This is a genomic window from Streptomyces sp. NPDC048278, from assembly GCF_040652195.1.
In the GTDB taxonomy this organism is placed as follows: Bacteria; Actinomycetota; Actinomycetes; order Streptomycetales; family Streptomycetaceae; genus Streptomyces.
The window spans coordinates 75,198-90,283 of the sequence record NZ_JBEZLP010000030.1 but is presented as its reverse complement, the minus strand read 5'-3'; the positions used below and the strand labels follow the sequence as shown (position 1 = coordinate 90,283).

Sequence of the window (15,086 nt, the reverse complement as noted above, 5' to 3'; positions counted from 1 at the left end):
GACTGGGAGGCCCACGCATGGCCGATGGCCTGAAAATCGAATACAACGTGCTCAACGACGCCAAACGGGACCTGGAGAACCTGGCCGGCGACATCGGTCCGCTCCTCGACAACAGCACGTTCTCCCGGCTGGGCCAGACGGACTACGACGGATACACCTCGGGCGAGGCCCTGACGGTCCTCGGCGACCAGTCCCTGGCCGACGCGCTCTCGGGCTTCTACTCCAACGCCAGCAGCACCATGTCCCATGCGGACAAGGGCCTCAAGGAACTGGCGGGCGCCTTCGGCTCGGTGGGCGAGGCGTTCCTGTCGTTCGACTCCGAACTCGCCCAGGGCATGGGCATCACGGGCAGCAACCTGGGCCTGCAGAACTACTTCCGGGACAAGGAGCTGTGGGACTACAAGCAGTCCCACCTCGACCAGTGCGTGCCGGGCCCTGACGGCACGATGCCGGACTTCTGCTCCGCCACCGACCCCGGTGACCCGCCGCTGGACCAGACGATCACCACCGACCGCGGCAGCGTGCACACGCACCTCACGCTCGACGACCAGCACCACGTGATCAAGGAGGAGTCCACCGTCACCTACGACGGCAAGACGTACACCTCGGTCACCAACTACTCCAGCGACGGCAACCACTACACCACGGACACCTCGTACCCGGACGGCAGCACCGTGCACTCGGAGACCAACCTCAACTCCGACGGCAGCGGCACGATGGTGACCACCGGCAGCGACGGCGACACCACCCAGTACACCCGTGGCCCCAAGGACGCCAACGGCAACCAGCCGGACTGGCAGCAGGTGGGTGGCACCACCGATGACGACGACTGACGACTGACGACCCAACAGGAACGGACAGGAACCCCATGGCCAGCTACAACGGCATCAACCTCGACTACCACAAGATCGAGGAGGTCGTGAGCCTGCTGCACGACGCCCACGAGAACCTGCTGCCGGTGCTCAGCAACTTGCGCAACCGGGTCAACACCCTCGTCGACGACGGCATGGTCTTCCAGCAGTCCAGCGAGGTCATCCGCACGACCTACAACAACTTCGACACCAGCCTACTGGCCGCCGTGAAGGGCATCAACGACTTCTCCGAGATGTTCAACGGCATCAAGGAGAACGCCATCCAGTTCGACCAGGGCATCAGCAGCAGCTTGCAGAACAACTCGTAACACCCGTAACACCCGCATGCGGGAAGGGGCCTTCCCGGGAAGTCCGGGAAGGCCCCTTCCCGTGCCATGGGGCGGGGTCAGGACCGCAGCGGGGTGAGCGGCACCTGGAGGGCCAGCAGCCCTCCGTTCGGACCGGCCGTCCACGCCCGGCCCGGGTGCGTGGTCGCCCGGACCACGCTCGGCATCAGCCGTACGCCGACCAGGTCGCCCTCGGTGAGGTTCTTCGGCGCGAGGAGCAGACCGCGCCGTGCCCGGCGGGCCGCGAGCGTCCAGCCGCTCATCCCGCTCTGGAAGCCCTCCGCCGAAGCCGCGTAGACGAGGCCCAGGCCCCGGTCGCGGCCCGAGACGGCGATCTCCTTGAGGAGCTTGTCCGCCGCCGAGCCGGTGAGCAGGTCGGCGTCGTCGACCACCACCACCTTCGGCCCCGGCAGCGCGTCGAGCGCCGCCTGCACGGTGTCCGCCGACGGGTCGTTCTCGGTGAGCACGGTGGCCGTGGCGTGCCGCTCCAGGGAACGCAGCGGCGACTCGCGCGGGGTGAGCACGACCAGCGAGGTACCGCCGGCCAGCAGGGACACCGCGATCGAGGCGAGGGTGTTGCTGCGGCCCGACCCGGCCGGGCCGAACACCCCGAACGCCGAGGCGGAACCCGCCAGGTCGGTCCCGACCGGGCCGCCCTCGTCGCCGCCGACGCCGAGCAGCCCCCACATCGGCCGCCGGTCGGCCTGCGCGACCTTCTCGTAGGCCTCGGCGAACTCCACCGAGCGCGGCAGCACCGCGATCTGGAACGGCCGCCGGGCGTCCGGCACCTGCGCGTCCCGCTTGCGGGCACTCTCGCCGATCGCCCGCAGCGCCTCGGCCTGTTCGGTGCCGCCGCCGGCCGCCAGCTGCGCCACCTGGGTCTCGGTGCCGCTGAGGACGTGCCAGCCACGGCCCGGCGGGATGTCGGCCGGGATCTTGTTCGGCATCATGCCGACCGCCTGGTAGTCACTGCGGTCGCCCTGCCGCAGCAGCAGCTTGTGGTCGTTGTGCGCGGCCATCCGCCCGCCCAGCAGGGAGCGTTCGGAGGTGGCGACGACATGGATGCCGGCGGCGGCGCCCTCGCGGATGAGCCGGGTCACCTCCTGGACCAGCTGGCCGTGGTCGTGCTCGTCGATGATGACCGAGAGCGAGTCCCAGCCGTCGATGAACAGCATGATGTGCGCGGGCCGCTGGGCCTTCGGCAGCAGCTTGCGCAGCTCGGCGATGCCGGTCGCGCTGTGCGTCTGCGCCAGGTCCTGGCGCTCGGTCAGTTCCCGGTTCAGGCGGTGCAGCATCCGGCCCAGCCGCTCCAGGTCGTGCCGGGAGACCACGCCACCGCAGTGCGGCAGCGCACCGAGTGCGGTGAGCCCGCCACCGCCCGCGTCGATGCCGTAGATGTGCACGTCGGCGGTGCTCGCCGCGCGCGCCGCCGACCCGGCGATGGTCCGCAGCACCTGGGTACGGCCCGAGCGCGGGGCGCCGATCACGTACAGGTGCCCGAAGGTGGCGAGGTCGGCCACGGCCACCCGGCGCTGCTGGAGCTGCGGCACGTCCTCCAGGGCGTACGGGATCACCAGGCGGCCCTCGCGGGTGGCGCCGAGTTCGTCCAGGTCGTCCAGGGTCAGCTCGCGCCGGAGCGGGGGCAGCCAGGGGCTGGGCTGCGGGGTGAAGTCGTCCAGCAGGTCGGCCGCGGTGCGGATCTCCTCGACCAGCGCCTGGAGGTCGGTCGGGGCCGGGCCCTGCGCGGAGGCGACCGTCACCGTCCGTGCCTCGGCGGGCAGTTCGGCGGGTCGGCCGAGCGCGTCCCAGCCCACGTCCACCGCGCGCACCGGCGTGCGGGGACCGGCCTCCGGCCCGGCCGCGGCGGCCGGGGTCTGCCGGGGCCGCTCGGCTCCCACCCAGGCGGTCTGGAACGGGTCGGCCTGCTTCGGGCCGCGCCGCACCAGGGCCCGCCCGGGGGTGCCGGAGGAGATGTCGACGGCGTCCTTGACGTCGATGATGTCCTGGCTCTCGGTCATGTCGGTGACCCGCAGCGCGATCCGCAGATTGGTGTTGGCGCGGATGTCGCCGGTGACCACACCGGCCGGGCGCTGCGTGGCCAGGATCAGGTGGATGCCGAGCGAACGGCCGCGCTGCGCGATGCTGATCAACCCGGGCACGAAGTCCGGGACTTCGCGGACCAGGGTGGCGAACTCGTCGATGACCAGCAGCAGTCGGGGCAGCGGGGCCAGCGACGGATCGGCGGCCCGCTTGGCCCGGTACTCCGGGTGGTCCTTGGCGTCGGCGGCGGCCAGCACCTGCTCCCGGCGCCGCAGTTCGGCACCGAGCGACTCAAGGGCCCGCTCCACGAGGTGGGCGTCGAGGTCGGTGACCATGCCGAGGGTGTGCGGCAGACCGGCGCACTCCTTGAACGCGCTGCCGCCCTTGTAGTCGACCAGCACGAAGGTGAGTTCGTCGGGCCGGTTGGCGGCGGCCAGCGAGGCCACGAACGTCTGGAGCAGCTCCGACTTGCCGGAACCCGTCGTACCGGCGACCAGGCCGTGCGGTCCGTCCTGGACCAGGTCGAGGGAGAGCGGACCGTCGAAGCCGGTGCCGATGAGGAAGGACGTGGAGGCGGGTTCGGCCTGCCAGCGGTCCAGCAGGGCCTGCGCGTTGGGCGGCTCCTGGTCCAGGAGGTCCAGGAGGCGGACCCGTTGGGGCAGTCCGGCGTCGTGCTCGGGGCTGACGTCCCGGATCGGGGCCAGTGCGCGGGCCAGTTGCTCGCACCACTCGGGGGAGACCCGGTCGGCGCGCACCGCGGGCAGGTCGGGTGCACCGGGCCGCCGTACGGTCAGCCGTCCGTCGGCGGCGAGCACGACACCCGTGCTCTCCTCGGGCAGCAGCCGCTCCTGCTCGTCCAGGCAGATGCTGAAGATCCGCACCCGCGGCCCTTCCTTGAGCACCTGGACCATGCCGGGCACGTCGCGCAGCCGCCGCGCCCCGTCCGCGATCACCAGCACGTCGGGATCGGTGAAGACCACGTCCCGCTCGTTGCCGGCCTGCCGGCGGCGCGCCTGCACCTGGGAGACCAGTTCGCCGATCCGGGCGGCGGTGGACTCCGGGTCGTTGCCGATCAGCACGACGGGACCGCCGGCCGTGCCGGGCCGCAGATGCGGCAGCCAGCGCGTCCACGCCCAGTCCGCGACCCGGTCCGGCTCGGTCAGCACGACGATCCGCAGGTCGCGCGGGCTGTGCAGGACACCGGCCTGCGCCACCAGCCAGCGGGCCAGCGGCTGCACCTCGGCGGCCGGGCCCGCGACGCCCACCACGCCGTGCGCGGTGATGTCGACACCGATCGGCGTGTCGGGGATGTTCCAGCGGATCGAGCGGTGGTTCTCGTCCCGCGCCGGATCCTCCAGCTCCCGCACCGACGGCTGGTCCACCGTGCCGAGGCGCAGCACGAGATGGTCCGGGTCGCGGCGCCGCCGCTCCCAGAGCCGGCCGCCGGGACCGGTCGCGATCAGGGCCACCGACGCCGGGTCCGGGCCGGTCTTGTCCCGCACCCGCCGCTCGCCCACCACCGCGTCCCGGACCTGCTCCTCCAGGACGTCACGGCGCCGCTCGTAGGCCGCCTCCGACTCCAGGAACTGCTTGCGGGCCGCACGGCGGCCGGTCGCCCAGTTCGACAGCATCATCATCGGGCTGAGGAACAGGAACACCAGGAAGTAGTACGACTTGAAGATGCTGACCATGAACAGGCCGAGGACGATCGGGGAGATCATCATCACGGTCGGGAACGGCCGCTTCTGCGGCGGCGACGGCGGCTGCGGCAGCCGGACCCGCTCGGCGTCCAGGTGCGGGGCGATCCGCGGCGGCCGGTTGTAGTCCACGCCGTAGCCGTCGGCGGACGCGGTGACGGCCGCGTCCGCCTCCACCGGCCCGGTCATCCGCAGCAGCACCGGACCCACCGTCAGGTCCTCACCGGCCGGCCACGGCACCGGGCCGGGCCCCGCCGGGCGTTCGCGGGGCGGCTGCGGGCGGGGGCGGCGCAGCTGGGTGATGGCGTCGTCGGGCGGCGGCGAGGCGAGCCGGGCCCGCACGGCGGCCTCGGGGTCGCTGTCGATCCGCTGCCAGGTCGCGGTGCCGTCCGCGCCGACGGTCACCCAGAGCCCGTTCTCCGGCACGCCGTCGGCGGCGTCGAGGCGCAGGGCGCACAGCGGGTCGGTGCCGATCTCGTGGCTGCCGGGGCCGAGCCGCCAGGTGCGTCCGGCGCCGGGCCCGGAGACGAGGTGCACCTCGGCGAGCACCCCGTCCGGGTCGGCGTCGTCCTGGACCCGGACCAGGTCGGCCGGGCGGGGCGGGCCGCCGAGCCCGACCAGCCCGCCGTCCCGGATCCCGCTGCCGGACACGGGCGTGCCGGGATCGAGCCGGTGGTCACCGGCGTAGAGGTTCCGGGCCCGCGGCGCACCGGCCGCCGCCCAGTCCGCGCCGCCGGCCGCGGCGGCCTCGTCCTGGCTCAGGGCGGCGGCGAGATCGCCGACGGTGGCGTTCGAGGGCAGCCGGACCTGGTGGTCGCGGCGCTGTCCGTCCGTGGCGTCCACGGTGGTGATGGTGAGGTTCACGGCTCCCAGCCGGGCATTCGTTCGTACGGGAAGGGGACGGGTACGGCGGTCGGGGGGCACACCCGCCGACGGGTACGGCGGCTCCGGGACACGACCGCCGACGGTTACGGCGGCTGCGGGACGCGACCGCCGACGGATTCGGCGGCTGCGGGATGCGACCGCCGACGGATTCGGCGGTCACGGCGTCATCGCGTCACGGTGCCTGCGTCGAGGTCGCGGAGACCCCGGCCGCCTCGGAGGCGCTCGGTTCCGCGAAGTCGTCGTCGCTCGCGGGGGCCGCTGCCTGAACGGTCACCGGAACGGCGGCCGGCTCGGGCGCGGGGGCCGGCCGGGTCGCGGAGACCCCGGTCGGCCCGGCGGCGGGGGCGGCGCCGGCGTCGAGGTCCGGCTCGTCCGGCAGCAGGTCGGTGTCGGCCGCGGACACGGCGTCCGCCGGACCCGCGGGCTCGTCGTGCGGGAGTTCCGGGCCCGGCGGGAGCGCGGCCAGCGTCCGGGCCACGGCCCGCGACAGCGGCAGCACGTCGACCCGGGCCGCGGCGGGCGCGCCGTGCACCGTGAGCACCGCGTCCGGGGCGATCTCCAGCAGCCGGGTGCGGCCCCGGGCCACGCCCAGGCTCAGCAGCCGGACACCGGACGGCAGCGGGTGTTCCAAGGGGTCGGCGCAGACCGCGACCTCGATGCCGGGCTGCCCGACGGCCGCCGCGGCCGGCATCCCCGGGTGCCGCGGGTGCACCCCGGCGGCGATGGCGACCCGGCCCTCCGGCAGCCGGGCGTCCAGCTGCGCGGCCAGTGCCTGGAGCACCGCGCGGGCCGAACGGGCGGCGCGCGACGGGCCGTACACGGAGAGCGCGGGCGGACCGGAACGCACGTCGAGCAGCACGGCGTGGCCCATGGCGTGCCCCACGCACACCAGAAGCGGCAGGGCGGACTCCACGCCGTCGTCCGTCAGGTCGGCACGGTCGATCCACCACAGCCGCGGGTCGCTCTCGTCCGCCGCCCAGGGCTCCGGCGGCTGACGCAGCGCGTCGCCGTCCGCCGCGACCAGCACGGCCATCCACTCCGGGCCCGCCAGCACGCCGTAGGGCCGGACCCCGGGCCGGACGGCCGCGGCCAGCGCCGTGGCCCGCTCGGCGTCGGCCCAGACGGCCGGGTCGCGCAGCAGCCGCACCAGCAGGCGCAGACCGCGCCGGTAGCGCAGCTCCGTGCGGACCGGGCCCGTGAACGCCCTCACGGTCAGGCCGATCTCGCGCCCGAGCCGGCGCCACAGGGCCTTCCAGCCGCCGCCGCGCCGGACCAGCCAGTGCGTGACGGCGAGGACGAGCACCAGGACGCCGACGAGGCCGAGCAGGGTGGTGATGGTGTCGGAGGTCATGAGGTCGTGTCTCCCCGGAGATGCTCGGTCCCGGCCGGGCGGCAGCCGTGTGCGTCGAGGGTCGTGCGCAGCGCGCGGATGCCGTGATGGGTACGGGACTTGACCGTGCCCGGGGGCAGCCCGAGCTGGCGGGCCACGTCGGCACCGGACTGGCCCAGCAGATGGACCCGGGCGACGGCCTCCCGGTGCGCGGGAGCGAGCGTGCGCAGGGCGGAGACCAGCACCCGCCGGTCACCGACCTGTTCGGAGTGGTCGGGCACCGGGGCGGGGGCGGCGCCGCCGAAGTCCGCCGCCGTGATCCCCACCGGGATGCTCCGGTCCCGGCGCCGGCCGTCGACCACGAGGTTGCGGGCCACCCGGAACAGCCACATCCGGATGGGCCGGTCCCGCCAGTCCAGCCGGCCGGCCGACTGCCAGGCCCGCAACAGGGTTTCCTGGACGACGTCCTCCGCGCCGTGGGGATCGCGCCCCATCATGCCGGTCACGAAGCGGCGCAGGCTGTCGCGCTCCGCGAGAAGGAGGCCGAGCGTCCGGTCCGCGCTGTCGGCGCGGTCATGGTCGAGGCTCACGGCCTCCGCCTCCCGGTGTCGGTGGTGTTGTTGTGCTGTCCTGACGTGTTGCTCTGTGTCACTGAGCATCGCGTCAGCCACGAACGCTAGCGTGAATAACGCCAGTTCCCGAAGTCGCACCCGTCCGGTACTTAACAGATTTGTCACAGACAACTCCGCTTAGGTGTACGGAAGGTGACGTTCGGCGGGATCTTCGTGGACGGGTGGGCGGATCGGCGTCGTGCCGTGGTTACTGTTCCTGTGCCCCACCTGTTCCGGGCGTTCCGAGACCTTCCCCAGACCTTCAGGAGACGACGTGCCGCCCCTTCGCAAACCCCGGCCCTCGGCGGAACGGCCCGGTACCCCGGCGGGACGTTTCGGCGACACCTTCGCCCGCCGTCCCGCCATGCCCCGCCGCGGGCTGGTGCCGGGCGTGCGGGTATGGGCGACCGTCGGCGCGGCGGCCGGGCTCACCGTCGTCGTGGCCCTTGCCGTACCGCTGCTGAGCCGGGTGGACCTCTTCCCCGACCCGGACACCACCCCGGCCTCCGTGGTGGCGGCGGGGGAGCCGACGCCCCTGTCCGGCGTCGGCGAGTCCGTGTCCCCGTCGCCTTCCTCGTCCCCGACGCCCTCGCACACCCCCTCCCACAAGCCCGGGAAGACCACCTCGGGGGGTTCCGGGTCGGCCGGCGGCACGGGCACGGGTTCGACCGGCCGGCAGTCGGGAGGCGGCTCCGTCGGCTCCGGTTCGAACTCGGGCTCGGACTCGGCCTCGGGCTCGGGCTCGAACTCCGGCTCCACGTCGTCCGGTTCGAAGTCCGGCGGTTCCAAGTCCTCCTCGTCGGGCACGTCCTCGTCCGGCGGTTCCACGTCGGGAAGCAGCGGCACGAAGGCTCCCACCGTCCCCGGCGTGAAACTCGTCGGCACCGGATCCGGCCGGTGCGTCGACGTCACCGGCGCGGGCGGGGACGGCACCCGGCTGGAGATCCTGGACTGCTCGGGCGCCGCCAAGCAGAAGTGGGTCTTCCAGTCCGACGGCACCATCCGCTCGCTCGGCCTGTGCATGGACCTGGCCTGGGGCAACACCGTCAACGGCACCGCGATCCAGGTCGCCAGGTGCAGCGGCAACCGCGCCCAGCTGTTCTACCTCAGCGCGCAGGGCGACCTGGTCAGCGCCCTGGCCGACAAGTGCGTCGACGCCACCGACAACGCCACGGCCAACGGCACCAAGCTCCAGCTGTGGACCTGCTCCGGCACCCCCAACCAGAAGTGGCACAAGGGCTGACCTCGACCGGTCATCTGGTCCAGTAGCGGAGGTTGCGGAAACGGGCCTCCGCACGGCCGGAACCGTGGTTGTAGACGCCGTTCTTGAAGTAGCGGGTCGCCGGGCCCCGGTCGTCGACGGTCAGGGCGAGGGAGTCGTCCAGGTAGACCTTGACGGTCCCGGTCCCGGTGCTCGCCTGATGGGCGATCTTGACGTTGAACCAGGTGTCGTACGCGTCCGTCCTGAGCACTGTGCCGTCGTAGCGCCGCACGGTACCGCCGCCGGTGTCGTAGACGTCGAGCATGATGTCCGTGGCCGGGGTGCCCGAGGGATGGACGCTCCGCAGGATCTGCACGAACGTCGCGCCGTCGGTGCCGGACGGCAGATAGACGTCGGCGTCCCACATGTGGTCGCCCGTGCTGTAGTCGACCTTCCAGCGCATCTCCGTGCGCGGGTCGGTGTCGCTGCCCTCCTCGAACGGCTCGTCTGTGGCGTACACCCACATCCGCTCGACGCCACCGCTGGAGCTGTGCCGGTCGCTCAGATCGAGGTTCCAGGGCTTCTGCCAGCTGTAGGTGAACGAGGTCTGCGTCCACCCGTCGGTCGGGGTGGTGGCCGCGGCGGCCACGGCATCGGTCAGCGGAAGGGCGACCAGAGCCCCGGTGCCGGCCTGTAAGAAGGATCTCCGGTTCATCGACTGTCCTTTCCTGCGGAGGAGTCGCGAGAGGGTGACGCGACCGCAGGCAACTCCAATACATCGGAGGAGTCAAGGACTTGGGTCAAGGTTATTGATGTGAACGCAGAGCTCAAGCCCATCTGGCGACCCAACTCGGCGTGATCGTCGCCGTGTTGGGGATATTGACAGGTGCAAGCCGGGTCCCTAGGTTCCCCGATACACCCGATGTATCGATGATCCGTCAGGTCTGGAGGACGATGATGACCTCGCACCCGGAGCAACGTTGGCCGGTACCCCGCAGAGCCGTGCTCGGCACCGCCCTCGGCGGAGCGGCGGCCGTGACCCTGCCCGGAACCGCCCACGCGGCGTCCACGGAACCGGCCGCCCAGGGAGCCCGACAGCCCTGGAAACTGCGCAACACCATGACCACCGACGGCGCGTGGGAGCGTTTCCTGCGCGGCCAGGACCTGCTGTGGACCAGGCTCCCGGCCCTCTGGTACGAGGGGCCGTTCCTCGGCGACGGGCTGCTCGGCAGCATGATCTACCAGGAGCCGGGCGCCAACCAGATCCGCCTGACCGTCCAGCACGGCCGGGTCCAGGACCACCGCCCGGAGTTCGGCAGCGGCTGGGGCACCGCCCGGCTGCCCGTCGGACACCTCACCCTCGAACCGGTCGGCACCATCACCGCCGTCGACTGGCGCCTCAGCCTGTGGAACGCCGAGCTCACCGGCACCGTCACCACCACCGCCGGCACCCTCACCCTCGCCGCCCTCATCCACGACGAGGTCCTCGCCGTCCGCGCCACCGCCTCCGGCGGCGAACGCGTCACCTGGACCTTCCACCCCGAGGAGGCCATCAGCCCGCGCAAGATCCAGGAGGCGCCGCCCGCCGGCTACACCGCCAACCCGCCCTGGACCACCGGGACCACGGCCGACGGCACCGAGCAGGTCCTCCAACCTCTCACCGGCGGCGGCCAGACGGCCACCTCCTACCGCCGCAGCGGCGACGACCTGCTGCTGAGCGTCGGGCACAGCTTCCCCTCGGACAGCGCCGCCGAGGCGGACTCCCGGCGGCACCTGCGAAGTGCTGTGTCATACAGCACACTCAGGCGACGCCACACCCGCTGGTGGCACGCCTTCTACCGCAAGAGCTTCGTCTCGTTCCCCGACCAGCGTCTGCAGAGCTTCCACTGGATCCAGCTCTACAAGGTCGCCTCCGCCAGCCGCGCCGACGGCCCGGTCATGGCCACCTCCGGGCCCTGGCTGGAACCCACCCCCTGGCCCGCCGTCTGGTGGAACCTCAACGTCCAGCTCGAATACTGGCTGATCCACGCCTTCAATCACCCGGAACTGGACTCCCTCGCCACCACCCTGCGCCAGAACCAGGAACAGCTCACCGCCAACGTGCCCGCCGCCTACCGCACGGACAGCTCCGGCATCGGCCGCAGCTCCGACATGTTCACCAACCGCGAGGTGGGACGCCCCGGCACCGGCGCCGAGACCGGCGACCTCACCTGGGCCCTGCACAACGTCTGGCTGTCCTACCGCCACTCCATGGACAAGTCCCTGCTGCGCGACACGATCTACCCCCTGCTGCGCCGCACGATCAACTACTACTGGCACTTCCTCACCCCGGGCAGCGACGGCAGGCTGCACCTGCCGAGCACCCTCTCGCCCGAGTACCCGGTCGTCCCGCCGCAGGACACCAACTACGACCTCGCGCTGATCCGCTGGGGCTGCCAGACCCTCCTCGACTCCGCCGAACTGCTCGGCGTCGACGACGAGTTGAAGCCACGCTGGCAGGAGATCCTGGCCCGCCTCACCCCGTACCCGGTCGACGCCAACGGCTTCATGATCGGCGGCGACACCCCGTACGACCAGTCCCACCGCCACTACTCGCACCTGCTGATGGTGTACCCGCTGTACCTCGTCAACTGGGACCAGCCCGAGAACCGCGACCTGATCACGAAGTCCGTGGTCCGCTGGCACGCGCTGACCGGAGCCCACCGCGGCTACAGCTACACCGGTGCCGCCTCGATGTACGCGATGACCGGCGACGGCGACACCGCCATCGGCTACCTGCGGAAGTTCTTCGACCCCACGACCCGCTACCCCTGCCGGGCCAACACCCACTACACCGAGGCCGGTCCGGTCATCGAGACCCCGCTGTCCGCCTCGCAGTCCCTGCACGACATGTTCTGCCAGAGCTGGGGCGGGGTCATCCGCGTCTTCCCGGCCGTCCCGACCGCCTGGGCCGACCTCACCCTGCACGACTTCCGCACCCAGGGCGCCTTCCTGGTCAGCGCGGTGCGGAAGGCCGGCAGCACCCGCTTCATCCGGATCCGCAGCCTGGCCGGCGAGCCGCTGAGGCTCCGGCACGGCCTGACCGGCCGGCTCACCGTCCTGCTCGACGACGGCACCCCGGCCCGCACCCACGACCTCGGCGACGGCACCCTCGCCATCGACCTGCCCCGCGACCGTGAGGTCCTCGTGTACTCCGGCTCCCGCCCCGACCTCGTCGTCGCCCCCGTCGCCGTCAGCGAACCGGGCGCGGCGTGGGGACTGCCGTAACCACCGACCGGAAGGCAGCGTTCTCATGGCCGTTCCCCGCACCAGAACCATGGCCGCCGCGCTCTGTACCGGGCTGGCGGCCACCCTCCTCGCGACCGCGACCGGGCCCGCACGGGCCGAGCAGCCGAAGCCGCACACCTGGACCGTGACCGAGGCGGCGCACGCGCCCCGCGCCCGGATAGCCCTCGACGACACCACCGGCACCCTCAGCCTCGCGGTCACCCGCGACGGCCGCACGGTCATCGAGCCGTCGCCCGTCGGCATCCTCACCCAACAGGCCGACCTCTCCCAGGGGTTGCGCTTCCTGCACCGCAAGGACCGCACGGTCGAGGAGCACTACCGGGCGAAGTCCGGCAAGCGCCTGGACCGCCGGGTACGCATGAACGAGACCCGGCTCTCCTTCGCCACCGCCGCCGGCGCCCGCCTCGACCTCGTGGTGCGCGCCGCCGCCGACGGCATCGCCTACCGGTACGTGCTGCCCGCCGGGTACGGCGACGTCCTCGGCGAGACCTCCGCGTTCAACCTGCCGGCCGACGCGGGCGCCTGGCTCAGCACCTACCGGGTCGACAACGAGGGCCAGTTCAACCAGTACACCGCCGCGACCGCCCCCACCGGCGAGTACTCGGACCAGGCCCTCTTCGCCACCGACGGCGGGTACACGCTGCTCGCCGAGTCCGACCTCACCGGCGGCTACTCCGGCGCCCGGCTCGCCCACACCCAGGGCACCGGCACGTACCGCGTCCGGCTCGCCGACAGCCAGGTCCACACCGACGGGTCCCTGACCACCCCCTGGCGGGCGATGATCACCGGCGACCTCGCCACCGTCACCCGGTCCACCTTCACCGACGACCTCGCCCCCGCCTCCAGGGTCGCCGACACCTCCTGGATCCGCCCCGGCACCGTGCTCTGGACCTGGCTGGCCGGCGGTCGCACCGCGGGCCAGAGCCTCGACGCGCAGAAGGCGTACGTCGACTACGCGGCCGAGCGGCACTGGCCCTACGAGGCCGTCGACGCCGGCTGGTACTTCAAGACCGACGCGTGGGACACCACCGACCCCGACTGGCAGACCGACAGCTGGATGCCCCAACTCGTCGACTACGCAAGGGCCAAGGGCGTCGGCATCGTCGTCTGGATCCACCAGCGCGACCTCGACACCCCCGAGGAACGCGCCCAGTGGCTGCCCACCCTGGAACGCTGGGGCGTCAAGGGCGTCAAGATCGACTTCATGAACTCCGAGGCCCAGTCCATGCTCCAGTGGTACGACGCCATCCTCCCGGAGACCGCCGCGCACCACCTCATGGTCGACTTCCACGGCGCGACTCTGCCCAAGGGCATCCAGCGCACCTGGCCCCAGGTGATGAGCATGGAGGCCGTCGGCGGCGAGGAGAAGCGCACCAACACCGCCGCCCACCTCACGACCCTGCCCTTCACCCGCAACGTCATCGGCTCCATGGACTTCACCCCGGGCGGTTTCCAGCGCGTCGGGATGCGCCCGAACTCGGACGCGGCCGAGGTCGGGCTCACCGTCGCCTACGAGTCGGGGCTCCAGATGTTCGCGGGCACCCCCGAGTCGTACGACCAACGGCCCCTGGCCCGGGCCTTCCTGGACCAGGAGCCCGCCGCCTGGGACGACACCCGGCTGCTGGCCGGCAGCCCCGGGCAGGAGGCCGTGCTCGCCCGCCGCAGCGGGGACCGCTGGTTCCTCGGCGGGGTCTACGCCGGTGCCGCCCACACCGCCACCGTGCCCCTGACCGTCGGCCCGGGCCGGTGGCTGGTGCAGACAATCAAGGATGGCGCCGATGGCGCCGATGGCGCCGACGGTCTCGTCCAGGACAGCCAAGTCCTGCGCGGCGGCGCCGAGTTGAGCATCGACGTCGTCGACAACGGCGGCTTCGCCGGGATCGCCTGCCGCTGGCACCCGGGCATCACCACCTGCTACCGCTGAGCGCGCACCGCCGCCCGGCGGGCACCGAGCAACAGCCTCAGGGTGCCCGCCGTGGACGGTGACGCCGAACCCCGCAGCACCCCCGTGCCGCGGGCCAGTACCGCCTCGGCGGTCATCAGCTCGATCTCGATGAGGGCGCTCACCATCGGCCGGTGCGGCGCCGGCATGAGCGGCAGCACCTCCCGCCCCGACCGCAGATCGGTCCGGGCCCGCTCGACCTCGTGCTCCACCAGGGAACGCAGCCCGGCGGAGGCCCGGCCCGCCGCCAGGTCCTCCACCGTGACGGAGAAACGCTTCAAGGTCTCCGCCGGGATGCCCACATGTCCCTCCCGCAGGTCCTCGGCGAGGTCGTTGACGAAGTCCAGTCGCTGGCTGCCGTCGATGAGGGTGCGGCAACCCGCCCGGAACCGTCCGTCGGTGTCGCTCTCCGGCCCCAGCAGCCCGGCGATCGGCAGGAAGGCGGGCAGCGAGTAAGCGTCCACATAGGCCTGGTAGTCGGTCTCGGTGGCGAAGCCCTCGAACGCCAACTCCGCGGCGGCGGTGGCCAGATACGACTCGACGGCCGCCCGGTGCCGCGGGTAGGCGGAGACGGTGTGCAGCAGGGTGCGGATCAGCGGGTCGTCACCGGTCCCGGTCTCCAGCGCGGTGCGCACCCGCCGTTCCCAGGCGGCCCAGGCCACCGCCCGCTCCGGCTTCGGGCCGCTGTCCAGGAGCGTGTCCCCGTGGTGCATCACGGCGGTCGCGGCCACCACATGGGGCAGCACGGCGGGCGGCAGCAGCACCCGGCAGGCCAGATAGGCGCTGCGCCGGTACTGCCGCACCGCCCGCCGCTGGACGCCGTAGTCCAGGCGCAGTTCCGGGTCCGTGATGCCCGCCGCGGTCAGGGTCTTGTTCCACGCGCTCACGATGAGA

At 72.5% G+C, this 15,086-nt stretch carries 10 protein-coding genes; 5 read left to right on the top strand and 5 right to left on the bottom strand.

All coding sequences use genetic code 11. From position 1 onward, the window contains the following. The first annotated feature begins 17 nt into the window (after positions 1 to 17). Positions 18 to 833, top strand: coding sequence for a hypothetical protein (locus tag AB0D74_RS37700; RefSeq protein ID WP_362597034.1), 816 nt, complete (start codon positions 18 to 20; stop codon positions 831 to 833). Positions 834 to 868: 35 nt separating this feature from the next. Next, positions 869 to 1,180, top strand: coding sequence for a hypothetical protein (locus AB0D74_RS37695; RefSeq protein WP_046730425.1), 312 nt, complete (start codon positions 869 to 871; stop codon positions 1,178 to 1,180). A gap of 77 nt (positions 1,181 to 1,257) precedes the next feature. Here AB0D74_RS37695 and AB0D74_RS37690 read toward each other — a convergent pair whose 3' ends face one another. The 3 genes from AB0D74_RS37690 to AB0D74_RS37680 all read right to left on the bottom strand — a co-directional run bounded on the left by AB0D74_RS37690 (position 1,258) and on the right by AB0D74_RS37680 (position 7,740). Continuing rightward, positions 1,258 to 5,799, bottom strand: coding sequence for an FtsK/SpoIIIE domain-containing protein (locus AB0D74_RS37690; protein ID WP_362597031.1), 4,542 nt, complete (start codon positions 5,797 to 5,799; stop codon positions 1,258 to 1,260). Between the two features lie 193 nt (positions 5,800 to 5,992). Further along, a complete protein-coding gene (locus AB0D74_RS37685) occupies positions 5,993 to 7,171 on the bottom strand; it encodes a hypothetical protein (protein WP_362597028.1) in 1,179 nt (392 codons plus the stop codon). After that, positions 7,168 to 7,740, bottom strand: coding sequence for a sigma-70 family RNA polymerase sigma factor (locus AB0D74_RS37680; RefSeq protein WP_362597025.1), 573 nt, complete (start codon positions 7,738 to 7,740; stop codon positions 7,168 to 7,170). The genes AB0D74_RS37685 and AB0D74_RS37680 overlap by 4 nt, the downstream gene beginning before the upstream one ends. A 295-nt stretch (positions 7,741 to 8,035) precedes the next feature. On the opposite strand from AB0D74_RS37680, the gene AB0D74_RS37675 reads away from it, so the two are divergent. After that, positions 8,036 to 9,004 carry an RICIN domain-containing protein gene (locus tag AB0D74_RS37675; RefSeq protein ID WP_362597022.1) on the top strand — a complete coding sequence of 323 codons (969 nt, stop codon included), beginning with the start codon at positions 8,036 to 8,038 and terminating at the stop codon, positions 9,002 to 9,004. Positions 9,005 to 9,014: 10 nt separating this feature from the next. Here AB0D74_RS37675 and AB0D74_RS37670 read toward each other — a convergent pair whose 3' ends face one another. Continuing rightward, positions 9,015 to 9,677: a polysaccharide lyase family 7 protein gene (locus AB0D74_RS37670; RefSeq protein WP_362597019.1), complete on the bottom strand. Its 663-nt coding sequence runs from the start codon at positions 9,675 to 9,677 to the stop codon at positions 9,015 to 9,017. Positions 9,678 to 9,919: 242 nt separating this feature from the next. Between AB0D74_RS37670 and AB0D74_RS37665 the strand changes: the two genes are divergently transcribed. Further along, positions 9,920 to 12,229 (top strand): Tat pathway signal sequence domain protein, encoded by a 2,310-nt coding sequence (locus tag AB0D74_RS37665; RefSeq protein ID WP_362597157.1) that lies wholly within the window; start codon positions 9,920 to 9,922, stop codon positions 12,227 to 12,229. Between the two features lie 25 nt (positions 12,230 to 12,254). Continuing rightward, positions 12,255 to 14,174: a glycoside hydrolase family 97 catalytic domain-containing protein gene (locus AB0D74_RS37660; protein WP_362597016.1), complete on the top strand. Its 1,920-nt coding sequence runs from the start codon at positions 12,255 to 12,257 to the stop codon at positions 14,172 to 14,174. Here AB0D74_RS37660 and AB0D74_RS37655 read toward each other — a convergent pair. After that, positions 14,165 to 15,079, bottom strand: a complete 915-nt coding sequence (locus AB0D74_RS37655) for a squalene/phytoene synthase family protein (RefSeq protein ID WP_362597013.1) — start codon at positions 15,077 to 15,079, stop codon at positions 14,165 to 14,167. The genes AB0D74_RS37660 and AB0D74_RS37655 overlap by 10 nt on opposite strands. Between the last annotated feature and the right edge of the window lie 7 nt (positions 15,080 to 15,086).

What these genes read in the sequence shown, in the direction of transcription:
- AB0D74_RS37665 (WP_362597157.1), top strand. Translation starts at nt 9,920, where the DNA reads ATGACCTCGCACCCGGAGCAACGTTGGCCGGTACCCCGCAGAGCCGTG.
- AB0D74_RS37695 (WP_046730425.1), top strand. Translation starts at nt 869, where the DNA reads ATGGCCAGCTACAACGGCATCAACCTCGACTACCACAAGATCGAGGAG.
- AB0D74_RS37660 (WP_362597016.1), top strand. Translation starts at nt 12,255, where the DNA reads ATGGCCGTTCCCCGCACCAGAACCATGGCCGCCGCGCTCTGTACCGGG.
- AB0D74_RS37670 (WP_362597019.1), bottom strand. Translation starts at nt 9,677, where the DNA reads ATGAACCGGAGATCCTTCTTACAGGCCGGCACCGGGGCTCTGGTCGCC.
- AB0D74_RS37685 (WP_362597028.1), bottom strand. Translation starts at nt 7,171, where the DNA reads ATGACCTCCGACACCATCACCACCCTGCTCGGCCTCGTCGGCGTCCTG.
- AB0D74_RS37700 (WP_362597034.1), top strand. Translation starts at nt 18, where the DNA reads ATGGCCGATGGCCTGAAAATCGAATACAACGTGCTCAACGACGCCAAA.